This is a genomic window from Neobacillus sp. PS3-34 (genome assembly GCF_030915465.1).
Classification (GTDB): domain Bacteria; phylum Bacillota; class Bacilli; order Bacillales; family Cytobacillaceae; genus Neobacillus_A.
Genome location: NZ_CP133267.1, coordinates 4105457 through 4129300, shown reverse-complemented (window position 1 = coordinate 4129300; position 23844 = coordinate 4105457). Strand labels below are relative to the sequence as shown.

The 23844-nt window shown below is 37.8% G+C and carries 25 protein-coding genes and 4 pseudogenes; 9 read left to right on the top strand and 20 right to left on the bottom strand.

The features are described from left to right. Positions 1–79 precede the first annotated feature (79 nt). The 3 genes and pseudogenes from RCG23_RS21635 to RCG23_RS21625 all read right to left on the bottom strand — a co-directional run bounded on the left by RCG23_RS21635 (position 80) and on the right by RCG23_RS21625 (position 4625). A pseudogene (locus RCG23_RS21635) lies at positions 80–1773 on the bottom strand (glycerol-3-phosphate dehydrogenase/oxidase). Positions 1774–1803: 30 nt separating this feature from the next. Next, positions 1804–3296 (bottom strand): annotated as a pseudogene (glpK, locus tag RCG23_RS21630) (glycerol kinase GlpK). Positions 3297–3794: 498 nt separating this feature from the next. Beyond that, a complete protein-coding gene (locus RCG23_RS21625; protein ID WP_308180135.1) occupies positions 3795–4625 on the bottom strand; it encodes a non-homologous end joining protein Ku in 831 nt (276 codons plus the stop codon). 165 nt (positions 4626–4790) lie between these two features. Here RCG23_RS21625 and RCG23_RS21620 point away from each other — a divergent pair. Next, positions 4791–6631 (top strand): annotated as a pseudogene (locus RCG23_RS21620) (DNA ligase D). Positions 6632–6637: 6 nt separating this feature from the next. Here the strand turns inward: RCG23_RS21620 and dapF are convergent. The 9 genes from dapF to RCG23_RS21575 form a co-directional block, all read right to left on the bottom strand. Then, positions 6638–7621, bottom strand: coding sequence for a diaminopimelate epimerase (dapF, locus tag RCG23_RS21615; RefSeq protein ID WP_308177331.1), 984 nt, complete (start codon positions 7619–7621; stop codon positions 6638–6640). Between the two features lie 106 nt (positions 7622–7727). Then, a complete protein-coding gene (locus tag RCG23_RS21610; RefSeq protein ID WP_308177330.1) occupies positions 7728–8969 on the bottom strand; it encodes an EAL and HDOD domain-containing protein in 1242 nt (413 codons plus the stop codon). Positions 8970–9107: 138 nt separating this feature from the next. Next, a complete protein-coding gene (locus RCG23_RS21605) occupies positions 9108–9650 on the bottom strand; it encodes a hypothetical protein (protein WP_308177329.1) in 543 nt (180 codons plus the stop codon). A 411-nt stretch (positions 9651–10061) separates the two neighbouring features. Next, positions 10062–10916, bottom strand: coding sequence for a patatin-like phospholipase family protein (locus RCG23_RS21600; protein ID WP_308177328.1), 855 nt, complete (start codon positions 10914–10916; stop codon positions 10062–10064). An 87-nt stretch (positions 10917–11003) separates the two neighbouring features. Next, complete coding sequence (locus RCG23_RS21595) at positions 11004–11783, bottom strand: ABC transporter permease (protein WP_308177327.1); 780 nt, start codon at positions 11781–11783, stop codon at positions 11004–11006. After that, positions 11780–12229, bottom strand: coding sequence for an ATP-binding protein DrrA1-3 family domain-containing protein (locus tag RCG23_RS21590; protein ID WP_308177326.1), 450 nt, complete (start codon positions 12227–12229; stop codon positions 11780–11782). The genes RCG23_RS21595 and RCG23_RS21590 overlap by 4 nt, the downstream gene beginning before the upstream one ends. After that, positions 12229–12594, bottom strand: coding sequence for an ABC transporter ATP-binding protein (locus RCG23_RS21585; protein WP_308180134.1), 366 nt, complete (start codon positions 12592–12594; stop codon positions 12229–12231). Before RCG23_RS21585 ends, RCG23_RS21590 begins: the two co-directional genes overlap by 1 nt. 90 nt (positions 12595–12684) lie before the next feature. Then, complete coding sequence (locus RCG23_RS21580) at positions 12685–12885, bottom strand: PLD nuclease N-terminal domain-containing protein (protein ID WP_308177325.1); 201 nt, start codon at positions 12883–12885, stop codon at positions 12685–12687. Between the two features lie 95 nt (positions 12886–12980). Then, positions 12981–13304, bottom strand: coding sequence for a DUF4870 domain-containing protein (locus tag RCG23_RS21575; RefSeq protein ID WP_308177324.1), 324 nt, complete (start codon positions 13302–13304; stop codon positions 12981–12983). A 310-nt stretch (positions 13305–13614) separates the two neighbouring features. On the opposite strand from RCG23_RS21575, the pseudogene RCG23_RS21570 reads away from it, so the two are divergent. Together RCG23_RS21570 and RCG23_RS21565 are read left to right on the top strand one after the other, a co-directional pair. After that, a pseudogene (locus RCG23_RS21570) lies at positions 13615–14741 on the top strand (amidohydrolase). Between the two features lie 328 nt (positions 14742–15069). Then, the gene (locus tag RCG23_RS21565) at positions 15070–15630 is read left to right on the top strand and encodes a GNAT family N-acetyltransferase (protein ID WP_308177323.1); all 561 of its coding nucleotides are present in this window, start codon (positions 15070–15072) and stop codon (positions 15628–15630) included. A gap of 77 nt (positions 15631–15707) precedes the next feature. Here RCG23_RS21565 and RCG23_RS21560 read toward each other — a convergent pair whose 3' ends face one another. From RCG23_RS21560 to RCG23_RS21535, 6 genes are all read right to left on the bottom strand, one after another. Next, positions 15708–15866 carry a hypothetical protein gene (locus RCG23_RS21560; RefSeq protein WP_308177322.1) on the bottom strand — a complete coding sequence of 53 codons (159 nt, stop codon included), beginning with the start codon at positions 15864–15866 and terminating at the stop codon, positions 15708–15710. Positions 15867–16003: 137 nt separating this feature from the next. Continuing rightward, on the bottom strand, positions 16004–16171 hold the full coding sequence (locus tag RCG23_RS21555; RefSeq protein WP_308177321.1) for a YflJ family protein: 168 nt from the start codon (positions 16169–16171) through the stop codon (positions 16004–16006). Positions 16172–16298: 127 nt separating this feature from the next. Beyond that, a complete protein-coding gene (locus RCG23_RS21550) occupies positions 16299–17663 on the bottom strand; it encodes an alkaline phosphatase (RefSeq protein ID WP_308177320.1) in 1365 nt (454 codons plus the stop codon). Positions 17664–17787: 124 nt separating this feature from the next. Then, positions 17788–19200: an HD-GYP domain-containing protein gene (locus RCG23_RS21545; protein ID WP_308177319.1), complete on the bottom strand. Its 1413-nt coding sequence runs from the start codon at positions 19198–19200 to the stop codon at positions 17788–17790. Between the two features lie 176 nt (positions 19201–19376). Further along, positions 19377–20162: an SDR family oxidoreductase gene (locus RCG23_RS21540; protein ID WP_308177318.1), complete on the bottom strand. Its 786-nt coding sequence runs from the start codon at positions 20160–20162 to the stop codon at positions 19377–19379. Positions 20163–20286: 124 nt separating this feature from the next. Beyond that, positions 20287–20439: a hypothetical protein gene (locus tag RCG23_RS21535; protein ID WP_308180185.1), complete on the bottom strand. Its 153-nt coding sequence runs from the start codon at positions 20437–20439 to the stop codon at positions 20287–20289. Here RCG23_RS21535 and RCG23_RS21530 point away from each other — a divergent pair. The 6 genes from RCG23_RS21530 to RCG23_RS21505 all read left to right on the top strand — a co-directional run bounded on the left by RCG23_RS21530 (position 20368) and on the right by RCG23_RS21505 (position 22357). Continuing rightward, complete coding sequence (locus RCG23_RS21530; protein ID WP_374049865.1) at positions 20368–20607, top strand: spore germination protein; 240 nt, start codon at positions 20368–20370, stop codon at positions 20605–20607. The two genes, RCG23_RS21535 and RCG23_RS21530, sit on opposite strands and share 72 nt — an antisense overlap. 8 nt (positions 20608–20615) lie before the next feature. After that, a complete protein-coding gene (locus RCG23_RS21525; RefSeq protein ID WP_308177317.1) occupies positions 20616–20858 on the top strand; it encodes a spore germination protein in 243 nt (80 codons plus the stop codon). A gap of 28 nt (positions 20859–20886) precedes the next feature. Then, a complete protein-coding gene (locus tag RCG23_RS21520; protein WP_308177316.1) occupies positions 20887–21093 on the top strand; it encodes a hypothetical protein in 207 nt (68 codons plus the stop codon). A 74-nt stretch (positions 21094–21167) separates the two neighbouring features. Continuing rightward, on the top strand, positions 21168–21365 hold the full coding sequence (locus tag RCG23_RS21515) for an Hsp20/alpha crystallin family protein (RefSeq protein ID WP_308177315.1): 198 nt from the start codon (positions 21168–21170) through the stop codon (positions 21363–21365). A gap of 77 nt (positions 21366–21442) precedes the next feature. Further along, positions 21443–21784 (top strand): Hsp20/alpha crystallin family protein, encoded by a 342-nt coding sequence (locus tag RCG23_RS21510; protein ID WP_308177314.1) that lies wholly within the window; start codon positions 21443–21445, stop codon positions 21782–21784. Positions 21785–22201: 417 nt separating this feature from the next. Beyond that, a complete protein-coding gene (locus RCG23_RS21505; RefSeq protein ID WP_308177313.1) occupies positions 22202–22357 on the top strand; it encodes a hypothetical protein in 156 nt (51 codons plus the stop codon). 39 nt (positions 22358–22396) lie between these two features. Here RCG23_RS21505 and RCG23_RS21500 read toward each other — a convergent pair whose 3' ends face one another. Beyond that, a complete protein-coding gene (locus RCG23_RS21500; RefSeq protein WP_308180133.1) occupies positions 22397–23137 on the bottom strand; it encodes a CAP domain-containing protein in 741 nt (246 codons plus the stop codon). A gap of 341 nt (positions 23138–23478) precedes the next feature. Further along, positions 23479–23751, bottom strand: a complete 273-nt coding sequence (locus RCG23_RS21495) for a hypothetical protein (RefSeq protein WP_308177312.1) — start codon at positions 23749–23751, stop codon at positions 23479–23481. Positions 23752–23844: the final 93 nt, after the last annotated feature.

Genomic DNA, 23844 nt, shown 5'->3' with positions numbered 1-23844 from the left:
TCGTTTATTTAAGTGTATGCAAGGCCCTCCAATAAAAATGAACCCTCATTGAAAAGCAGAATAGTAACGAAAAAAACTCTCATAAAGAGAGTTTTTTGATATGATTCTGGCGGTCAGGTGCGTCTGCAGGAATAATCGCATCAATAATTGCTTGTTCTGTTTCCTGCTGATAATTTAAAATCTGCTTTTCACACCAAGCAAATCGCTCGGCCATAAGCTGAATCACCTGATTTTTATACCTTTTAACCACATCAATATTAAAAAGCAAGTCACCGGTGCGACGGAAGAAAAAATCAACAGGAGTCGCAATCATTTCATGCTCCATGCCATACACTAATTTTGCGAATAAAGTAATTGGAAGATTATACTTTTCTGCCTCTTTGCTTCCGTTTTTAATCATTTCATATACAACAGGAACATTTGAGCCATATCTATATGCTAATTCTTTCGCTTCTTTTTCCGATAATCCCGATTGCTGTCCATCTATTATTCTGGATTTTATATAGGATGCAAAATGTTTAGTGCCTCCTACGTCACCACCCGAAATCGGCATAATTTTAGTACGGCATTCATTAAATGATCGATTCAACTCTTGTGACAAACCCTCGGATAGCAAGTCAACCACCGTTTCAGCCATTCTCCTGTACCCTGTAAGCTTCCCGCCAGCTATCGTAATTAGCCCGGTGCTGGAAGTCCATATTTCATCCTTACGTGAAATTTCCGAAGGGTCTTTACCTTCTTCATAAATTAAGGGACGGACACCCGCCCAGCTTGATTCAACATCGTTATGAGTAATATTTACCTCTGGGAACATATAGTTTATGGCTTCAATCAGATAATTACGATCGTTTTCACACATTTGAGGATGGGCCGTATCGTCTTGATAAAAAGTATCCGTCGTTCCTACATAAGTTTTTCCAGAACGGGGAATGGCAAAAACCATCCTCCTATCAGCAGTATCAAAGTAAACAGCTTGTTTTAACGGGAATCGAGTTTGGTCAATAACAAGATGTACTCCTTTTGAAAGCCTTAGCTGTTTCCCTTTTTTTGAATGGTCTTTTTCTCTGATTGAATCTCCCCAAGGCCTGTCGCATTTATAACCCTGTGTGCTTTAACTGTATATGTTTTATTACTTAGCATATCGGTTAGAACAGCTCCAGAAGCCATTCCATTTTGATAATAAATTTCGTCTGCCTTGGTATAATTTAAGGCATCAGCTCCGAATTCGAATGCTTTTTTCATTACCTCGATTGTCAATCTGGCATCGTCTGTACGGTACTCCACATAATAACCTCCACCAATAAGCCCCTGCTTTTTTAATAGCGGCTCCCGGTTTGAAGTCTCTTTATCATTTAGCATTGACCGTCTTTCGTTCTTTTTCACGCCTGCAAGAAAATCGTAAACTCTAAGACCAAACGAAGTACTCCACTTACCGAACGTCCCTCCCTTATGAATCGGTAAAAGCATCCATTCAGGGGTGGTAACATGGGGTCCGTTTTCATATACAATGGCCCGCTCCTTTCCGACCTCGGCGACCACCTTTATGTCCAGCTGCTTCAAATACCTTAAACCGCCATGCACAAGCTTGGTAGAACGGCTAGACGTACCTGCAGCAAAGTCCTGCATTTCTATTAGAGCGACCTTCATTCCTCTGGTTACAGCATCAAGCGCAATTCCGGCACCTGTAATGCCTCCTCCAATAATCAGTACGTCATATATCTCTCCCGATACCTTTTCCACCATTTTGTTTCTGTTAAAATTTGTAAAATTCATCAAGGTCCCTCCTTGACTGGTGGAAAGGAGTTATTTATAAACCATTGCAGCCTTAACTGCCTTTTTCCATCCGCCATATAATTTTTCCCGTTCTTCTTCTTTCATGCCCGATTCGAAGGTTTGATCAATCTCCCATTTTTCGGCTATCTGTTTCTGGCTTTCCCAAAAACCGACAGCAAGCCCCGCTAAATACGCTGCACCGAGAGCTGTCGTTTCGTTAATAATTGGCAGCTTTCAACCGGTACGTTTAATATCCCGCTTTGGAACTTCATTAAAAAATTATTTTTTACTGCACCGCCGTCGACCCGCAAGGTTTTTAACTTAATACCTGAATCTGCTTCCATTGCTGATAGTACATCTTTTGTCTGATATGCAAGTGCTTCCAGCGTCGCCCTTATAAAATGTTCTTTAGACGTACCACGTGTCAATCCAAAGATAGCCCCACGCACCTCACTATCCCAATAGGGAGTACCAAGGCCTACAAAGGCAGGCACAACATAAACACCATCTGTTGAAGTAACTCTTGCTGCGTAATCTTCACTGTCAGTAGTCTTTTTAAGCATCCTCAAGCCATCACGAAGCCATTGAATAGCCGAACCAGCAACAAAAACACTGCCTTCCAGGGCATATTCGACTTTCCCATTTAGTCCCCATGCAATTGTAGTCAATAAACCATTATCAGACTGAACTGCATTTCCCCCCGTATTCATGAGCATAAAACAGCCCGTTCCATAAGTGTTCTTAGCCATTCCTTTTTCAAAGCAAGCCTGCCCAAACAGTGCTGCCTGCTGATCCCCTGCCGCACCGGAAATAGGTACTTCCTGGCCAAAAAAATGAAATGAAGCTGTCACTCCATAAATTTCTGATGAAGATCTCACCTCAGGCAGCATCGATCTTGGAATTGTTAATATTTCCAAAAGCTGATCATCCCATTGTAAATCATGAATATTGTACATGAGAGTTCTCGAAGCATTTGAATAATCTGTTACATGCACCTTTCCACCGGAAAGCTTCCATATGAGCCATGTATCAATTGTCCCAAATAGAAGCTTTCCCTCTTCAGCCTTTTCGCGTGCACCGTCAACATTATCGAGAATCCACTTAACTTTTGTCCCGGAAAAATAAGCATCGATTAATAATCCGGTTTTTTCTCTAAATGTATCGTTCAGTCCCTGGTTTTTTAATTCCTCACAAATTTGGCTAGTCTGGCGTGACTGCCATACAATTGCGTTATAAATTGGCGTTCCAGTCTCTTTATCCCAGACGACGGTTGTTTCACGCTGGTTAGTAATGCCAATTCCTGCTATTTCATGTGCTCTTGCTCCAGACTCTGATAGACATGACGCGATAACCGAAAGAATTGATCCCCAAATTTCGTTCGCATTATGTTCAACCCAACCAGGCTGAGGAAAATACTGGGTGAATTCCTTTTGAGAAACATGGATAATCCTTCCTTCCTTATTAAAAAGAATCGCCCTTGAGCTTGTTGTTCCCTGATCAAGAGATAAAATATATTCCCCCATTGCTTACCTCCAAATGGTTATATTTAAATTCCTCCACTATATAAGCTTATGTATTTATGGGAGGCATTTGAATCATTATCTTAAGTTCGAATAAAACCGTTTTTGTGAAAAATAATAAAGGTGAGCAATATATCGAACCCACACCATAATAAAGTAATAATTAATAATAATATTATCACTTTTAAACAATAAATTTTAAAAATTCAAAACCGATTTCCTTTGGAAACCGGTTCCTTTTTTATCGTCTAAGAAATTATAAAAATAAATAATGGTTATAACTTCTATCAAGTTGTACTAATCTAGCTTCAGCGCCCAGCCCCTCGGGGTCATAAGCCAAATCACTCCAGAAATCAGGACAAGGAACGCTTCGGCAGCACCCTCATCGCACGAAGGAAAAGCGATAGCTTTTCCGAGGATAACTGCATGATTCGTCTTATGCCTGTCGGGGCTACCCAGGGCGCTTACGCCTTTTGTTCTATATACCCACACGACCATGAATCAAGCTTGTTTTTTTGTTTTGGGAGCTGCCTTTTTTCTTGGAGCGACTGTTTTTTTAGGCTTTGTCCGATCAATTGATGCCTGTAGAGCGGCCATTAGGTCTGTAACATTTGTTGCCGTTTCTTTAGGCTTGGCTGTTACAACTTCCTTGCCTGTCCTTTTTGATTCAATCAATTCCAATAAAGCAGTCCGGTAATCATCCTTATATTTTTCTGGTTCAAATTCTGTTGTCAGCTGGTCAATTAATAAAATGGCCGTGTCTAATTCCTTTTGAGTCACCTTATCCTCATTTGGTACATTCGGAACATCCCCTGCTTTTCTTACTTCATCGGGATAATGGATGGTTTCCATAATTAGTGTATTTTCATATACACGTATTACTCCCAACTGTTCCTTTGAGCGGATGACCATTTTTGCCAGCCCTACTTTTTGTGACTCTTCTAACGCCTTTCTCAGTAAGGAATATGCTTTACTCCCACCCTCATGTGGAGACATATAATAGCTTTTATCAAAGTAGATTGGATCTATTTGCTCCATTTTAACGAAATCAATAATTTCAACTGCTTTATCTTCATTTTCTTTCTTTAAATTTTCTAGGTCTTCATTGTCCAAAACAACAAACTTACCTTTTGTATACTCATAAGCCTTCACGATATCTTCATTTTTTACTTCCTTCTCGCATACAGGACATACCTTTTCGTATTTTATTGGCGAGTGACATTCCTTATGAAGAGTACGGAGCTTTATATCCTTATCCTCTGTAGCGGCATGAAGCTTGATTGGGATGTTTACAAGTCCAAAACTGATGCTGCCTTTCCATATTGTATGCATGGTCATTCTCCATTCTTTTTCTTTACTTTTTGCATTTCTTAAAGATGCCATGCGTTTTTACTTCCGAAAGGATGATTAAATCTTTTTTAAACAAAATAATAAAGCCTCTATATTTATTTTTTTATTGAAAATGAACGGTAAACCTTGTACAGAAAGGAGAAAAATATGAAACCGATGCTGCCCAGTCTTACCTTTGAAGCTCCTGACCGTCCTGATTGGCTATATGAAGTGAAATATGACGGATTTCGCGCTATTCTTGATTGGAGTCCTGATAGTCTTCAATTAATAAGCCGGAACGGTAAAACACTTCTTCCCCAATTTCCCGAAATAGAGCAGTTTCTTTTAAACCATAAAAAAGCTTTTCTTCCTTATTTGCCTTTACAGCTTGATGGAGAGCTGACTATTTTGGAAAACAGCTATAAGGCTAATTTTTCAGAAATTCAAAAACGAGGAAGATTAAAGTCGACCCAAAAAATAAGTGAGCAGGCGTACAAGCACCCTTCCCGGCTGCTTATTTTTGACATACTCAAAATTCAAGGTATGCCGCTCCTCTCAAACACTTATCTTGAGAGGAAAACCGAACTGGCCAAGCTATTTGAATTACTTTATTTTGAAAAAGGGATTGATGCTGGAAATGCCCAATTGCTGCAGATGATTGAACCTGAAAGAGAATTTAACAGTCTTTGGGAAAAAATTGTTTTATATGACGGTGAAGGAATTGTTGCAAAGCATAGAAAAGGGTTGTGGGAGGAAGGAAAACGGACAAACAGGTGGCTGAAATTTAAAAATTTTAAGTTTTTGAGCTGCTTTATTACTGACTTGGATAAAACAAACCAATATATTGGGATAGGAGTTTATAAGGGCGATGCGATTTATAGAGTAGGACATATTTTATTTGGATTAAAGCCTGATGAGAAAAAGGCACTTTTCCAAACACTGAAACAAAATAAACAAAAAGAAGATGACCAATATATATATGTTCTCCCGGCGATTTGCTTGGAGGTTAAATACTTGGAGCTATACGAAAACCAGCTCCGGGAGCCTCATTTTGATCGATTCCGTTTCGATCTTACTCCTGAAGAATGCACGTTTGAAAGGTTTGTAAACCAGCTAAAAAATCTGCCTTCGGGGCTAGAAATCACACATCCAGAAAAGCCGTTGTGGAAGGATTCAGACATTACCAAAAACGATTTCATAAATTATTTACGAGAATGTTCTACTTACATGCTTCCTTTTTTAAATGACCGCGCCCTAACGGTGATAAGATTTCCACATGGTATGTATGGTGAACCCTTTTACCAAAAAAACTGCCCTGATTATGCACCGGATTTCGTCGATACTTTTTCCGAAGAAGGGATTGAATATATTCTTTGCAACAGCCTTGAAACACTGATTTGGCTCGGCAATCAGATTGCAATTGAATTCCATATTCCATTTAAAACGGTTAATAGCAAGGGCCAAGTGAAATTGTTTTTGATTTGGATCCGCCGTCTACAGACGCTTTTCCGCTTGCTATTAAAGCTGCTTTATTTATTAAAGAAGTACTTGATGAGCTTAAATTAACGAGCTTTATTAAAACATCTGGAAATAAAGGACTGCAAATTTATATTCCATTGCCCGAAAATGCCTTTTCCTTTGAAGAAACGAGGCTGTTTACCAGCTTTATTGCAGAGTATCTTATATCCAAAGATTCCGATTCGTTTACTATTGAAAGAATGAAGAAAAACCGCGGAGGACGGCTCTATGTTGATTATGTGCAACATGCTGAAGGAAAGACAATCATTGCTCCTTATTCATTAAGAGGGAACTCTTGGGCAGGAGTTGCAACTCCTTTATTTTGGGACGAAATAAATGAAAAGCTAAGCTTAAAAGATTTTCATTTCCGTAATGCATTAAAAAGAATCTACACAATAGGAAATCCATTTAAGGATTATTTCCAAATAAAAGACAAGCAGCCATTTGCACCCGTACTGGGATTCCTTAAAGAAAATAGAAAAAAGGGATAGATTAGTCTATCCCTGAAGATGCTGATTTAAAAAGCTTTTTGCTTCTTGTTGCAATTTGGAATATGCAGCCTGTTCTCCAAAGTCGGATTTGGCCCCGATTGAAAATGTGTAATTTGTTAAGTCAACTGACGCCATCGTTTTGTAAACAAAGGTAGCATTTCCGATCAGGTCGATTTTATATTCCCCATCAGCCTTATGGACTACACATTGTACTTTTCCGCCATTATTATAGACGTTTACCGGCGTTTCTAATTCGTTTAGTTCAAGCAGACAGGTCACCAGAGTGGAAGCTGACATGGCAGTTCCACAGGCATTCGTAAAACCGACTCCCCGTTCATATGTTCGGACATATATATTCCCAGGACTAAGAGAATTTACAAAACTGACGTTAACGCCATCGGGGAACCATTGATTGGGGGAATTCACCTTTTTGCTAAGCTCCTCTTGAATCCCAGTCTGCAGCATTTCTTTATCAACTATGGAAACCAGGTGTGGATTAGGTACAGCGAGAGCAGTAAATATTAAGTTCTCCGAAAGCTCTGGAATTTTTTCCTCTAAAAGGGTTTCTGTATTAAGCTTTAATGGCAAGTCCTCCAGACGGAAGGAAACGGGTGATATTTCAACAAGGTATGTAGAGACATCCGAATAAATTTCAGTCTGCTCCATTACCTGAAGGTCTGCTTTCATTGTTTCAATTATTGCTTCTTTTGTTCCGAGTAGCTCACAAACGTACCTTCCTGCACAGCGAAGACCGTTTCCGCACATGGAAGCCTCTGACCCATCTGCATTGAAAACTCTCATTCTTCCATCCGCATGTTCACTTTTCATAATATAGAGAATACCGTCTGCTCCTAGTACAGATCCCCGATTGCACAATGCTTTTGCCAGTTCTGCCCTCTGTTCTTCGGTAAAAACATACTCATGTGTAATTTCATCTATAATAAAAAAATCATTATCAGATCCATGGCATTTAATTAACTCGATTTCCATTATAACTACCTCCGGACTCTTGAAAAGAAAAGATACCATTAGAATCTCATAAAAGGTTTTAATAATCAATGAAAAAACAGCCTAGAGTTCATCCAAGGCTGTTTTTTCAAAGTGAAGTATCCATTTCTATTATTTGTTTAGCCCATTTAATGGATTGATGATAAGAATGAAATGCAGACTCTTCCGGTATATTTAAATGCTTGCATAACTGTGAGGCCATTTCCCAATTTCCCATCTCCACTGCAATTGTCAGGTCCAGGACTTTTTTGTATTCATTGCTTTGGCCGTTTAGTGCCTCACAAATGTTTTCTTGAAGAGGCAAATCATTCAATACCTTTTCCATGGGCATATTCAGCAGGGTATCCATCAACGAAAACATCCCTGTCATAAAATATGAAGAAGCCTCCGTAAATCTTTGCAGCTGGATGGCAATGGATTCACTCATTTTAGCTCTTGTTAAACTCATTGAGACCATTTCTTTTGATAAATCTTTTTTAACTCCCTTTGTCTCTCTGACAGCAAGAACAAAAATCCACTTCTGAATTTCAATCAATCCGAGTAAAACGATTGCCTGTCGAATGGAGCTGATTTTTTGCCTTGGCCTGTATGAAGGTGAATTAATGAGTTTTAACAATTTATAGGATAAGGATAAATCCTGCTCTATTAATTTTGTAATCTTATCCACGCTTGGCTCATCTGCCGACAAAAGGTTTATTATTTCGTAATAGGAATGGATATTTACAGGAATATCCTTCGAAGATACAATAACCGGCTTGGAAAAAAAATATCCTTGAAAATATTGGTAGCCTGAAGACGCAGCTTCTGAGAATTCTTCTCTTGTTTCGATTTTTTCAGCTAACAATTTAATTTTCATTTTCTTTGCTAAAGATTCAATTTTCTCCCTCATCAAAACAGAGGTATTTTGAAAATCTACTTTAATAATGTCGATGCAAGGTAATAATCTACTGAGATAAGGATTTTGCTCATTTAAAACAAAATCATCAAGGACTATTTGATAGCCAAGCTCTTTTAATTCTTTGCAAATTTGAATTAACTCCGCACTAATTTCAACTGATTCCAAAATCTCAATCACGATTTCTTTTGGGTGAAAAAAAGTGGGCAGCTTCACTTTTAAAAGATTATCTGTAAAGTTAATAAAGCATGGTTTTCCATTTGAAAGCTCATCAATTCCAATATTCAAAAAGCTATTGATAATCACATCGGCTGTGGCTTTATCGCCGTCAATCTGCGGAAATTGATTGACTTGATTATTTCTATAAAGAAGCTCGTATGCAAAAACATCTTCTTTTTCCGTGAATATTGGCTGCCTTGCAACAAATACCTCCACTCACAATCCCCGCCTAAAATATTTATTATATGTCGAATACATGTCTTTATTATGATAAAATTATCAAAAAATGTAAATACTTGAAAAATTTTTACTTTTAAGCTAGCCATTCCGCTTGATCTCATGTTTTACTTCCAATTATCGTTCAATAAAAAATTCTTGGATTAATAATGACATACTCATCAGTTTCTTTTCATTTGATAATTCTGGATTTAACGAAATGATAGGGGTATTTGGTTCAGGAAATAATTTGCTCCATTCTAGAGGCATCCATCCCCTCCTCAGCCTTACGAGTTCGTTATCCTGAGAGCTTAGGATTTTTTCATCCATATAAAGACGGGAACCAACCGTTTTTCCCCAACAAGATCCTTCTGTATCAAGCAGGTTTCCGTATTGCTTACCTTTTTGAAAATTCCCTAAAAACTCTTCTTTATCGTTGTAAACTTCTATATTTATGTTTTTATTCTTTTTAATCAGGTAAAATCCAGAGGAATTTTGATTCTCGTCGTATAGTGTATATCTCTTTGGTGTCTTTCTTAATGTAATAAACCCCTTTAATACTTCCTTTTTAGTAGTACTGTTTCTTATTTCTCCGGCTTTGTTACCGTCCGGAAAAAACAGCAGCAGCCTTGGTGTATAGGTTGGCAGATAAAAAACGAGTAACTGCTTTGATGAGAACATGCTTTTATATGGTATTTGTTCCGTGCCATATTCTTTAATATCAAGAGAGAATCTTTTGTTTTATAGTAGTAAAGTTGATAGCAAAAAAAACTGTATGCCAAAAATGGGAGACAGAAAGCCATAATCATCCGTTGCTTTAAAAATAAAAGATTAAAAACAATAATGAATATTGCTGGAACAAGCGATGCTATTCCGCCATTTAATGTTATATTTGCTGAATCCTTATAATAGTCATAAATCTTCATTTTGAAAACTCCTTATCCTTCCCTCTTATTTTAGTCTATTAATCTCCTGATAAAATAATGATAGAGAAAACGATTGTTACCTGGAAAAATACAAAAGGACAATCCAATTGATGGATTGTCCTTTTAGGCAACTATTATTGCTTATTCTGCTATCATACCTGATCATTCAATTGTTTATCCATTCCTGCAAAGAGGCCATTGATTTTTTCGCATCCGCATAGCCCTGGTTATAAAGTTCTTCCAGTTTTGCCGGATTTCTTTCCATTCTGCCAACCTTCAAAGGGTTTGAAGGCCGGATAATAAAAACATTCCCTTCATCCTTCTCCCTTTCGAGCTTGGCCATGGTGTCATTATAAACCTTGTAGCGCTCTTTTAAGGCTGACTGTAGTCCCTTATACATTGGATATTTTTTGTTTACAAGGAAGTGGAACTTCGACGGTTTTTTTATATACCCTTCATTTCTTGTCAGGATTACAATGTTTTTTTGATATCCATCTTCCTTTGCTTTTTTGAGAGGAATTGGGTCACTAATACCGCCGTCAAGCAAAATTCTATTCTTAAATCGTATTTCTGGAGCGATAAATGGCAATGAGCTTGAAGCCCGCAGCACGGTCAACAAATCTTTTCCGTAATCCTTTCTCCCAAAAAAGACTGGCTCACCTGTTTCACAATCGGTTGTCCCGACCACGAATTCTGTAGAACTGCCATGAAATGCATCATAATTATAAGGAACCAGTTTACTTGGAATCTCGTCAAATATAAAATCCATGCCAAAAAATTGCCTGTTTTTAAAGTAGTTTTTCCATGATAAATATCGTGGATCTGAGACATATTCGACTGTAACTGTTTTATTTCTTCCCTTTTGGCGTGATAAATAGGACGCTGCATTGCATGCCCCCGCAGAAACTCCGATCACATATGGGAAAAAGATATCATGTTCCAGGAAGTATTCCAGCACACCAGCTGTATAAACGCCGCGCATGCCCCCTCCTTCTAAAACCAAGCCGGTTTGTTCAAACATATTTTTTCTTCCTCTCAATATGGGCTTCTCTTTTTCTCATTGCCAATTATAGACCAGTTATTTCTGCAGATAAACTAAAAAGCATTTTTACAAAGCAAGTTCTTTTTTTCTAAATACGGCAATGCTTAACACTAATAAGAAGATGATGGAGAGACCTGTTATCATGAGGGAGGGCCATGTTCCTTCAGGGATTGATGCCCCGGAAATAAGATGGTTCCCATAGTCGGCCAGCTGGGAAGGGCTCCACTTCAGCCACTTTGAAAGTGCGCTGCTGATTAAACTGAGAAGTACCACAAAGGCCAGTGAAGTAAATCCTGCCGTACCTGGAACTAAAAATAATGAACTAAAAAATACTGTTATTGTAATGATCAACATCATCCAGCTTCCATAAAGCAGGAATGACCCGAAAAAATCATTAAATGGAATCCACTCAAATAAAATTCCTGTATAATACCATGTCGCTAAATAGCCCAAAAAGAAGGATAATAGCATTAGCAAAAAACTTCCCATCCACTTGGCTGTAACAAATGAAGCATACGAAACAGGTTTAACAAGAATCATGGCTGCCACTCCGCTTTTCCGCTCAGCTGCAATTACACCCATCGTGGCTAAAACAATAATTAATACTCCTATTGTGTTGTACTGGCCTACTCCTTTTATCAGCACATCAGCTGCAGATGGTTCAGGCAATTTTATGACAGCCCCTTTAGGCAATCCGCCTAACGCGTCAATTATCTGGGGCATATAATAGCTTGATAGTGGCTCTTTAACTCCAATTAAAATAAAGGTAATAGGTACCCATATCCATTTAAAATTGCGCCACATTTCAAGAATTTCTTTTTGCAGAAGTGCTGACCACTGACTCATTTCCCCACCACCTTCATGAATATGTCTTCAAGAGTCATACTGCTGATTTCGAATTTTAATAACGGCCAATTCCCCTCATAAATATTGTTAAGTAAAGCATGCCTAGCTTCCTCAATATTTTTTACAAATACACTAATCACGCTGCCTTCTTTACTGATATGTTCGACTGAAGGATGCCATTCTAGAATCTGAACATATTCTTCAACATTGCCTTTAAAAGATAAATCTATCCTTTCCTGCTTGTGCCGTTCCTTTAGTTCATCCATGGTTCCTGATTCTACAATAATACCGTTATGAAGAAATAATATTTTCTCGCACACTTCCTCGGCATCATTTAGAATATGGGTTGAAAAAAGGATAGTCGTTTCCTTCTTCAATCCCTCCAGCAGCTCCAACACTTCTCTTCTTCCAAAAGGATCAAGTGCTGACACAGGTTCGTCGAGCATTAAAAGCTGGGCCTGTGGATAAGTGCCTGAGCGATTCCAAGCCTTTGCTTCATACCGCCTGAGTATTTTCCAACTTTGCGATTCTTAGCATCCTCAATTCCTACTACCTGGAGAAGCTCTTTTGCTCTTGCATTTGCTTCCCTTTGCTTTAAACCAGCAAGTTTTCCTACATAAACAAGAAATTCCATCCCTGACATCCAATCGTAAAAAACAGGGTATTGAGGAAGATATCCGATTAAATGCCGGATATCCTCACCCTTTTTCGCGTCTGAAAAGGTAATGGTGCCCGAAGTAGGATTCATAAGCCCTGAAAGCATTCTTAATGTCGTCGTTTTCCCGGCACCATTTGGTCCGAGAAGCGCAATGCATTTGCCAGCTTCAAGAGAAAAATCCGCCTTTTATAACTTCAGTCCCTTGAAAGCTCTTTTTTAATCCTTTCATTTGAATCAGGGACATTAAGTGTTTCTCCTTCCAATAACAAAATAAAGAATAGGACCAATTATATTAACAAACAGAATGATTAGCACCCAAAGCCATTTTGGCCCTCTTGTACTTTCGATTCTAATTAAATCGACCACTGCCACAATGATTAATATCAATTGAATAATGAATATCGGAGCTAAAACCGCCCAGTTAAAATTTGCAAGATGTTCCATTTTTATTACCCCCTCTGTAAATTCATTAATGTGACGCACAAGTCTAAAAAAAGTTCAGAACCCGGCTAAAATTTTTTGCCTGGTTCTGAACTTTTTTAATTTATCAAACGAATAATGAATGGAATTCGGTATTCTTTCCCTTCATAAGCTTTTACTGCTCCCACCAACGTAAATACCACAGCCATAATCCCAATAATCCATAAAGCTAAAATTCCAATTAGAATAATGGTTAAAATTCCGCTAATTAAAGAATATATTGTATAAGAGATAAAAAAATTAAAATATTCTTTCCCGTGAAAGTCGATGAAAGCTGAGTCATTTCTTTTTAAAAGCCAAATCACGAGTGGACCGATAATCGGTGCAAAAAAACTGATTGCATATATCGCAGCAGCCAGGAGTCTTTCCTCATTTTTAATCACTATATATCCCCCATTTTCATATATAATTTTTCTATTTATATACGTTTCAAGACAAAAAAGGATTCATGAAAATCAGAAGGTCTAAAAAGGTTTCTTTTTTAAGCATCCCGAACCATCATACCCCCTCTATACAGACCGCTTTTCCAGAATTATCTGTTCCCAATCTTCAAACAAATTGATAATATATATGAGAATGCTTACTTTAATCCAAAAACAACTGCATTGCAGGCAGAATTTGCAGCAGGAATTGACAAGTTCCAACAAAATAATAAAAAGTTAATTACTTCAAATTAAAGGGAAAGGTTTCAAAATGACTAAAACACTTTTAAAAAATGCGATTATATACCCTATAACTTCCTCCCCCATAACAAATGGGGAAGTACTAATAGAAAACGGGGAAATTTCCAAGATAGGCAAAAATATTGTTACAGATACGGATGTAAAGATCATCGATTGTGGCAATTCTTATCTTTTGCCAGGATTAATAGATGTACACACTCATATGGGATTATATGATGAAGGAACTGGGTGGGCAGGAAATGATGCAAATGAAACGGCTGAAGCCCTTACTCCCCATATCAGGGCCATTGATGGCGCTTATCCGCTTGATCCTGCTTTTACCGATGCTATAAAAAGCGGAATCACAACAGTACACATTATGCCAGGAAGCGCGAATGTCATAGGCGGTACAACATCTGTCATAAAGACATTTGGCAAAAACATTAAAAAGATGACCGTTAAAGAAACCGCAGGACTCAAAATCGCCCTTGGTGAAAATCCGAAAAGAATTCACAGCAATGGAAACAATGCATCCGTTACCAGAATGGGGATAATGGGCATGCTTCGTGAGGCCTTTTATCATGCACTCCATGCTGATAATCCAGAGGATTTGAGGGTTGCTCCTATAATAAAGGCTTTAAAGAGGGAAATTCCTGTCAGGATACATGCTCACCGGGCAGATGATATTATCACTGCCGTAAGGTTTGCAGAGGAATTTAATTTAGACTTAAGAATTGAACATTGTACGGAAGGACACTTAATTGCAGAAGAACTCTCTGAATTGAATTTAAAGGTTTCTGTACGCCGACTCTTACTCGAAGGTCGAAGGTTGAGCTAAAAAACAAGACATGGAAGACTTACCAGGAGCTTACTAAATACGGAGTAGAAGTATCTATTACAACGGACCATCCTTATACCCCGATTCAATATTTGAATATAGCGGCTGCTATCGCGGTACGTGAAGGTTTATCAGAGCAAAAGGCGCTTGAAGGAATGACCATTTTGCCTGCTAGAAATTTACAAATAGACGACAAACTCGGTAGTATTGATGTAGGAAAAGAAGCCGATTTGGTTTTATGGAGCCACCATCCATTTCATTATTTAGCCAAACCGAAATGGACCATGATTGGCGGACAGATGGTATTTACGGACGCGTAGAAATATGTTGAAATTTGGCATTAAATTTTACAACAAATAAACAAAAAAACTATTTCTTTTTTACATTTTTTTTTGTAATATAATTTTAGTGAACTTCTATTAATAGAGCATTTCAGCGATGCTATTGCTCATCAAATACAAGAAGGTGTTCCAGAATTACAGGCTGTAAACAAAACGAATAGGGAAGGCAAATGGTGCGCCACCAGGTTATCTGGTTCTAGTGGGTTCGATTCCCACCCCGGAATTTTTTAGCAACTTCACAAAAAATTTCGAGGGTGGGCCGCTTCTTTTGACATGGAATCGGACTGCTCGAATTGGAGGGTTTAAGATGATCAAAAAACGTGATCTTCATGAATGCCATGCATTATATGATTTGATGACGCACCCTGATGTCTTCCCTTTTGTGCGCCAAAAAGCGGATTCATACGAAGAATTTCTTTTTATGACGAAACAGACCATCGAGGCAGAAGATCGCGGTGAATTAATTTCACGCACGATTCTTGATGAGTGGGGCGCTCCAATTGGGACGATCAACCTTTATGACATTGAAAATAATGCGGGCTTTCTTGGAACCTGGCTTGGTAAGCCTTTCCATGGAAAAGGCTATAACAGCCCTGCTAAAGAAGCATTTTTCGATGAACTTTTTTATGAAATTGGAATTGAAACAGTATTTATGCGCATCCGTAAGGTAAATATTCGTTCTATTAAAGCTGCGGAAAAACTTCCATATGTCATTAAAGCAAATGATTCAAGGAAGACTGTCTATGAACAGCTTAATTCAGCAGCGGATGTTTATGATCTGTATGAAATTCCAAAAGATCTTTATACACTTTATATGATGAGAACAGTCTCAGACGATTCAGATGAATCCCAGCTTCTCGAGGCATAATTCATTAAATATTTAAATAAAAAAGACTAAATCGTATTTTCGGTTTAGTCTTTTTTAATCAAAATAAATCTTATCATTTACTGTAATATGTTTTGTCCTATCATGTCATCCTTCTCGTTAATGCCCATCTGCAGCATTAAATCCTCTAATTCCTCATTTGTAAGGGTTTCAAAGCCGGCATCTTCAAAGAATATCTGGGTTTGATTTGGATTAATCCTGTTAGTATTAAAGCTCATCGTCCTGCCCCTTCCATTAATTTTATTTTTATTATCTGCTATTCATAAGTTTTTAATCACGCCTTTTCGAATTGTTCTTAAAATTTAATTATCTTAAAAAGAAAAAAATTCAGGAAGCATCCTGAATTTTTTACTATTTACATAATATTGTTATGTTTTCTTTGCAATTTTACCTTTTCTAAATATAAATTGCGGACAAGGTAGGTTTTATATAGTTCTATTTTCCTTTGATCAATGGGATGCTTGTTAATCCCTAATTTTTTAAGTTCCTGAACGTACCAGCCCTTAGACCCCTTAAATGCCATGTATTTTCCCCTCCTGATTTGCTTGTCCCTACACTTTATGTTGGAGAGGTCCAGTACATTCCAGTTAAATATTAAAAATGATAGCCCAATAGGTCAGCCATGTTTTTTGGAATATCAGTATTATTAATTACTCCTTCAAACCGTTTGGCTCCTGGCCGAATGAGAAAATAGGGATCATGTTTGCAGTGTGCCCTCCTGTGGGGCTTTGCGCCCTTACCTTTCGATCAAGGATCCCTGCATTCATATATTCTGCGATAAGGCTTCCAATTTCCCATGCAGTTTGCTTTGAAGCATAAACCTTACCTGAGTTTGACTTAAGACGGGTGTTTAATTTTTGTGCTTCACTATCGCTTAACGATATCCCTGCAAATCGATAAAAGACATCCCTTATACTTTCAATTGTATATTGCTGAGATCCTTGATCATAAACCAATTGTGCAGCCATGTATTCCGGACTTACCTTTATTTTTTTATAGGCTTCAACGTTTAACGGTTCTGGTGCCGAAATCCCCATTGTCTCATGATCTGCTGCTACTACAACCAATGTATCTCCTTGTTTCTCTGCCCATTTTACAGCGTATTCAACCGTTTGATCGAATTCCATCATTTCCTTCCAAATTCCTGGAATATCCGCGGAATGTGCGGCATGGTCAATTCTTGCTCCTTCAATCATGACAAAAAACCCTTTATTCCCTATTGAAAGTGTTTCAATCGCTTTCTGTGCCATCAGTTTGAGGTCTGGCTCATTGCTGCGTAATTCATCGCGGTCTTGTTTGAATGTCATATATGAAGGATGGAACAAACCAAGAATTTTTTCTCCTTTTACATTTTGTAATTGTCCTCGATCCGTAACATATGTGTATCCCTTTTGCTTAAATTGGTCAATAAGGTCTATGCCATTCTGATTTTCAGGTTTAAACATTGATGCGCCGCCTCCGAGGATGACATCAATTTGGTTTTCCAATTGCTGTCTTGCAATTTCTGCTTGACCTGACCAGCGATTGTTGACACTTGCTGTAAATGCTGCAGGTGTTGCATCAGTAACCGTATTAGTAGATATGACCCCTACCTTTTTACCGTGTTCTTTAAATAAATCAAGGATACTTTTGGCTTCCTTGCCATCAGGAGTAACCCCAATCATCCCATTATTCGTTTTGTGGCCAGTCGCCAAAGCTGTTGCTCCCGCAGCAGAGTCTGTCACAAAGTTATTTGCAGAATAAGTCTGTACGAGGCCTAAATGGGGAAGTGTCTGCATAAACAGTCTCCCTTCCTTTCCATACTCGAACAACCGGGCAATTTCCATCTGTCCTATTCCCATTCCATCACCGATTAGAAAAATAATATTTTTTGGCTTTTTATACGCTTTGTTCAATACTCTATTTTCTGCAGAGACATGAATGACTTTTAATCCATAATGATTATTAACTATAGAAAATCCAGGGGAGCCCACAAATACAAAAACCATCAGTAAAATTTGCAATTTCCTTTTCATCTTTCACCCTCCTAGCAAACTTTTGCTTATTAGTTTCTTTCAAAGTGCAGCATTCATTCATATGATACAAATTGTTTAATGCCTAAAAAAAACAGCCCTCCAAGTTTTGGAAGGCTGTCTTGAGCTAGGAAGCATTTTCATTTATTTTCGGTTCTATCACTACACCAATAAATTTGTCCACAATATGGGTATCCCATTGTGTGCCCCGTCCATCATTAAGGATGTTTAATGCTTTTTCTGCCTGCATGCCTTTACGGTATGGTCTATCCGAAGTCATGGCATCATAGGCATCTGCAACCGCTATAATCCTGCCAAATAAGGGAATCTTCTCCCCCGAAAGGGCATCCGGATATCCCTTGCCATCCATCCTCTCATGATGGGATCGGACACCTGGAAGAAATTCAGCGATTTCACTAATTGGATAGACTTGTTTTAGAATATTTTCTCCTATTGCAGGATGTGCTTTTATTAGGCTGAATTCTTCATCAGATAAGCGCCCTTCTTTAAGCAAGATACGATCTGGAACACCGATTTTACCAATGTCATGCAATAGGGCAGTTTTATATAAAAGATCAATCGATTCCTTTTGCAGGCACAAGGCTAATCCAATTTGTCTGGAATAATCAGCTACACGGACAGAATGTCCTGAAGTATATGGATCCCTTGCATCCAAAGCAGCAGAAAGAACCATCAAAAAGCTTTCAAGCATCTTTTCATTTTTCTCGTTATGTTTTTTGATTTCAAAAATCATTCGATTAAAACCATTGAACAAGTCAGAAAATTCATCAGTATATACATTTTCTTTTAGCAAATAATTTCGGCTTTCAACTTCCTTCATCATCTTTTGAAGTTGAAGTATCGGTTTTTCAATATCTTTTGCCATAATTCTTGAGATAAGAAGCGAATAAAAGACAGTAATTAATAAGACGATTCCTGCCCATTTCCAGAAAACCAGTGTGCTGATGCCAGTCATTTGCTGAATTTTCACCTGTGCTGCCAATAAAAACAAAACAACAGGGAACACACCGATAAGGACAATGGCTACCCCTAATTTTGATTTAATTGTCACTCTGACTCTTCTGTTGTGAAGGAATACTTCGCTTTCACCAAGTATTTTTCCATTCATGTATTCAATGGCAGGTTGAATGGTTCTAACAGTTAAAAAATACTCAATTAATGCATGCATCAAAGCGACAATAACAGAAGCTAACATCGCATAAAAAACATAGGAAAAAGGAAAGGTTAACAATTTAGCATGGATTAGCCATAAAGAAAGGAAAATAGCTGGCAGACTGAATCCCCAGAGGTGTGGGAGCATAATTCTTCTGGCAGTTAATTCAGGAAAGCGAAACAGCCGTGTAAAAGCGGCCTCATTGATATCCTTATTTTTAAAATTGCTTGTAAAAGCCCTCTTAATGGGCCTTAAATGATGCCAAAAATAAAATCCTTCCACCACAAACATGACCAGTAAAGAACAACCTAATATGATCATTAAAAATAAAACATCCCGATGGTCTAAATTTAAGCTAATTAACATCGGAATGCCTCCAATGCCGAAAACAGCTAAAAGGGAACACATTATATAATTAATTAGTAATCGCTTGACAAACTGTCGGTATTCTTCCATGCTTCACCTATCTATTTTCAAAAAGGAATTTTTTTCATTTTATCATCTCTGCCCATAATTGAATAGACATAACTTGAGACTGAAAGCTAAAAGGAATCATCAATTCTGAAAATTTTACCTAATACATCGGACCCTCCGGTAACGGGGATGACACTTCCAGTGATAAAATCTGATTCTTTTTCTGTCAAAAACGTAATCACCCTGGAAACATCCTCTCCTGTACCAGGCCTGCCAACAGGAGAGTTTTCCACATTGGATTCCTTTGCTTCTTTAATCCCCTTCTCCTTCCACTCCTTTACAATGTCACCAGGACACACCATATTAGCTGTAATCCCATTCTCTGCTTCTTCGAGTGCAATTGTTCTTGTGAGGGATGCGAGCCCGGTTTTGGCTGCTGCAAACGCCGACCGGTATATCCAGCCAGGAGCGTTTTCCGCTCGGTCATAGCCCATCGTGATAATGCGGCCCCATTTATTATTCCTCATTCCTGGGAGGAGAAGTTTCGTTAAATAAAAGACTGCTGACAAATTTCCATTGATTATATAATTCCATTCTTTAAAGCTATAATCAGCCATTTTTTTTCGTTCGTAAATATATGGTCCTGCATTATGAATCAATACATCTATCCTAGAAAAACTGCCTAAAACTTCACAAACCATTCTTTCACAATCATCTTTATTAGCCACATCTCCCTTAAAGACAAGATTTGTGGTACCGAATTTATCAGTCAGTTCATTCGCCAGTGAATTTGCTTCCCGCTCACTGTTTCGATAGTTTAAAGCGAGTGAAAAGCCTTTTTCCGCTAGACTAAATGCTGTATTTCTTCCTATTCCAGATGCTCCACCCGTTATCATAGCTGTTTTTCCATTCACGTAGTATGACCTCACATCATCTAATTTAAATTCAAAATTCCATATTACTATAGTAAAAAAGATTCTGCCCAATTTGCAAATATAAGAGTCCCTTATATGCCCATCTCTCCTTTAAATGTGCACCTTAAGTTTTAATAACGGATGGGCTGAAATCTGCATAGGATGGTGTATAAATGAAAAAGGATGTGAAGAGATGCAGACTGTCATCAATATCTTCAGCCTGAAAATTAACAATGTCTCCAATAATGGATCCATTAACATTGGCGAAGCTCTTCATAACGCTCCTACCGCAAATACAAAATCTCAGGGCCAAATGCATCCTACGGAGATTATGCGCCACCAAGTGCTGCGATGGAGAATGTATTTATTGATCCGGATGTTAATGATATGGGAGATATCGCAAACCCTGCAAATGTCCACTCAAATCAAATGTAAAAAGGATTGAGGAAACCAATGCCTTTTCAAATAAACATTTTCAATATTAAAACAAACGCAATAAATAATAATGCAAATATCTCTTTAGGTCCTGCTGTCCATAACAGCCATACGGCCAACTCAAAATGGGTAGGGACAAATATGGCGTTTGGTGATTTCTCACCTACCGGTTCTTGTTCTGCAAATGGTGTTGGTGACTTTGATATAAGTGATCAGGATCAAATCGCAAACCCATCTGCACCTATCTCAAACCAATTTTAATTTAGATAGATGAAAGGAGTAATAATAAATGTTCCCGTGGAATATATTCCCTTTTAATAAAGACATGAAAAATATGATGCAGCAAATGAAGCCGGAAGAAATTGATAATTATGTACAGAATATGCTTGGAAAAATGCTTCCTGGCAATATGAACGGAATGATGAATCCTCAGGAAATGTTTTCTGGATTTCAATCTTCCCCCTCCAGCAACAGCAGCACAGCTCTGGAGAATTAAATTCATCGTCTTTTGAAACACATGATTATGTCTTTGTCAGGATACCAATCAAGAATGAGGAATGGATTAAACAAATGCGTCTTTATCACACATCAAACCAGCTGATCATTGAGCATATACCTGAAATGGGAGATAAAAACACTATTACTCTTCCGGCAATCGTGAGGAAGAAAGGCTCTTCTGCTAATTATAAGGATGGTACACTAGAGGTGAGAATACCCAAAAATATCGATATGCAATTTTCTGAAATTGATGTAACAGAAATTTTGTAAACATCAATTTTTTTTGCATTTTTTTTAGATTTTAAAATAAGATAGATTAGCTAATCATCTTAAAAGGGTGGTTTATTATGGACATGGATAAATTAAATAAGTGGCTTGAGTTGGCCCAGCAATATCAATCCGACAGCTTTTGGAAAACAGTGTTTGATGAAAAAAATACCGCTGCCCCAATAAATAGGACTACAGCTACACATGGCTTCAACAGCCAGGAAATGCTTCCCCAATGCGATTTATTTGAGAAGGACGGCTATCTCGTACTGGCAGCTGAATTGCCGGGATTTAAAAAGGAGGAAATCCAGATTTCGATTCATCAGCAAATTTTGACAATCAGTGGTGAATTTAAAACGTTGGTTCAAAACCAGAAATACTTTTTAAAAGAAAGGCCAACAGAAAATTTACCAAGAAAATAAACCTCCCTTACCCTATTATGATCGATCATATCCAATCTGAATTAATTGACGGAATTTTTACAATGGTTGTTCCCATTGACCGAGAGGAAATGGAGGACATTCCAATCTCATTTGGTGACCTATCACCAGAATAGGGGCATCTATGCGCTTCTTTTTTCGCTCCTCCACCTCCAATCAAAATGTTTTTAATAAGCTCCTGGAACTTGAAAAAAAGGTATCAATGGTGGAAGCTCTTTTAAGGGGAAAGGCTTCAGAGGATTGTAATCCTTCTGCAGCCCAAACCAAAGAACATCCCCCTGAAACCGAACAGGCCCTTCCATTAATATCGAGCTTATTCAAGTAGACAAAATCATTATTGAAAAATTAGATTACGCAAATAACTTCGGACAGCTGGGAATAAAAGAATTATCAGGCAGATTGAACATCGGAACCAGTTATGAAGGAGATATCTCAAAAGCAGCCAGTGAGAAATTGAAGCAGAAATTGCAGGCTCAACAGAAGGATAAAGACTCAAATGAGGGAACAGAAGGTAAAGCAAAAGTAAACTTTCGTTCCAAAAAAGAGGAAGAATAAAAAGAGGACAGCGCAAAATCGCTGTCCTTATTTCATGTATTATTTTCCAATAAACTCCTGAGTCCAGTAGTTGCCTTCCGCAACATATCCAACTCCAATATAATTATAATTTGAATTTAAGATATTTTTACGGTGCCCTTCACTATTCATCCAGGCATTAACAACTTCTTCCGGGCTGCGCTGGCCCATTGCAATGTTTTCTCCTGCATAATTATAAGTAATCCCGTACTTCTTCATCATACCAAAGGGAGACCCATAAGTCGGGCTTGTGTGGTCAAAATAATGGCTTGTTTGCATATCACGTGATTTATCTCTTGCCATTTTGCTTAATTTTGAATCAATTTTTAATGGAGGCACACCATTTTTGGCACGCTCCTGATTAGTAAGTTCTACAACCTTTTGCTCAAATGCACTCAGCTGGTAAGCAGAGGCTGCAGGCTTTTGTTGCGGTGTATTCACTGATTTCTGAACAGTTGGTTTCTGAACTGGTGCGGGAGCTGGTTTTTGCACACCCGCTGGCTTATTTGTCTGCTGTACTGGATGAGATGGCGGAGCATTTTGTCCCGTTTGTGTAATATCCCAATTGATCCCGTGATCTTGCATGAATTTTTGTAAGTAACTATTTATCTCATTAATATCAAAATTAGAAGTTTGATAGACATAGACTTTACCTTGCTCAGAAGCACTGTAATTGGAAGCTGCTGCTGCTTTATTTACTACAGGATTGGCCATTAATAGGGCTGCTGCGGCCGCTGCTGAAAAAAACGCTCTCTTTTTCATATTCATTTTCCTCCCTGTTGATTGAAGTTTCACTATGACCCCCTAATAGTAACATTTGTTTTTTGTAATAATTTTGGATGTAAATGGAAAATGTATTTCACTAAGAAATAAAGGAATCCCATTCTAATTAAATAAATTAAAAATTGCTCTATTAATCTAGTTTTTTTCAACCAATACTACAGTAAGAATAGTTCTCCAAAAAAGAAATTTTTTAGAGGCCATCCATCTTTTTTCACAAAAATAGGCTTGACAGTATTTTATCAAGCAAAGTTTTGTTTTAATATTTCAAGACTGTTTCATAATTAACCAGATATTTCTGCCCTATTCTATCTTATTGCCTATCAATCAAGAGATGCGATTATTTCATCATGCAGATGTATTAATGTTAATTTCCCTTCTGGTTCAAGGCTTGAGTTTATCAATCTTCTAATGGCTAAATAATATTTTTCATACTTATTCCTTCTGATTCTCGGATGTGAGTTTTCATCAAGCAGTTCTCTTTTTATCGCTTCTCTAAGTACAACTTCACTGCTCTCACCTTCATTTTCCAGTAAACGATGATTCCAGATAGACCGATATTCAGTCAAAAGCAAATCAAAATCCTTTATTTCCATCTCCCATTTTCACCTCTAATATAATTTCGTCCAATATATAGACATGTTACATATTTGCACATATGATTGCAAAAGATATTAAAAATCATCCAT

Excerpts from the sequence above, each read along its gene's own strand:
- RCG23_RS21555 (WP_308177321.1), bottom strand. The coding sequence starts at position 16,171 with ATGGCATTTAAGGGGTCTAAGGGCTGGTACGTTCAGGAACTTAAAAAA.
- RCG23_RS21625 (WP_308180135.1), bottom strand. The coding sequence starts at position 4,625 with ATGCATACAATATGGAAAGGCAGCATCAGTTTTGGACTTGTAAACATC.
- RCG23_RS21560 (WP_308177322.1), bottom strand. The coding sequence starts at position 15,866 with ATGAGCTTTAATACTAACAGGATTAATCCAAATCAAACCCAGATATTC.
- RCG23_RS21545 (WP_308177319.1), bottom strand. The coding sequence starts at position 19,200 with ATGTTAATTAGCTTAAATTTAGACCATCGGGATGTTTTATTTTTAATG.
- RCG23_RS21510 (WP_308177314.1), top strand. The coding sequence starts at position 21,443 with ATGGACATGGATAAATTAAATAAGTGGCTTGAGTTGGCCCAGCAATAT.
- RCG23_RS21590 (WP_308177326.1), bottom strand. The coding sequence starts at position 12,229 with ATGCTCGACGAACCTGTGTCAGCACTTGATCCTTTTGGAAGAAGAGAA.
- RCG23_RS21580 (WP_308177325.1), bottom strand. The coding sequence starts at position 12,885 with ATGGAACATCTTGCAAATTTTAACTGGGCGGTTTTAGCTCCGATATTC.
- RCG23_RS21515 (WP_308177315.1), top strand. The coding sequence starts at position 21,168 with ATGCGTCTTTATCACACATCAAACCAGCTGATCATTGAGCATATACCT.
- RCG23_RS21605 (WP_308177329.1), bottom strand. The coding sequence starts at position 9,650 with ATGTTCTCATCAAAGCAGTTACTCGTTTTTTATCTGCCAACCTATACA.
- RCG23_RS21520 (WP_308177316.1), top strand. The coding sequence starts at position 20,887 with ATGTTCCCGTGGAATATATTCCCTTTTAATAAAGACATGAAAAATATG.
- RCG23_RS21500 (WP_308180133.1), bottom strand. The coding sequence starts at position 23,137 with ATGAAAAAGAGAGCGTTTTTTTCAGCAGCGGCCGCAGCAGCCCTATTA.
- dapF (WP_308177331.1), bottom strand. The coding sequence starts at position 7,621 with ATGGAAATCGAGTTAATTAAATGCCATGGATCTGATAATGATTTTTTT.
- RCG23_RS21595 (WP_308177327.1), bottom strand. The coding sequence starts at position 11,783 with ATGAGTCAGTGGTCAGCACTTCTGCAAAAAGAAATTCTTGAAATGTGG.
- RCG23_RS21525 (WP_308177317.1), top strand. The coding sequence starts at position 20,616 with ATGCCTTTTCAAATAAACATTTTCAATATTAAAACAAACGCAATAAAT.
- RCG23_RS21600 (WP_308177328.1), bottom strand. The coding sequence starts at position 10,916 with ATGTTTGAACAAACCGGCTTGGTTTTAGAAGGAGGGGGCATGCGCGGC.
- RCG23_RS21565 (WP_308177323.1), top strand. The coding sequence starts at position 15,070 with ATGATCAAAAAACGTGATCTTCATGAATGCCATGCATTATATGATTTG.
- RCG23_RS21550 (WP_308177320.1), bottom strand. The coding sequence starts at position 17,663 with ATGAAAAGGAAATTGCAAATTTTACTGATGGTTTTTGTATTTGTGGGC.
- RCG23_RS21495 (WP_308177312.1), bottom strand. The coding sequence starts at position 23,751 with ATGGAAATAAAGGATTTTGATTTGCTTTTGACTGAATATCGGTCTATC.
- RCG23_RS21535 (WP_308180185.1), bottom strand. The coding sequence starts at position 20,439 with ATGAAGAGCTTCGCCAATGTTAATGGATCCATTATTGGAGACATTGTT.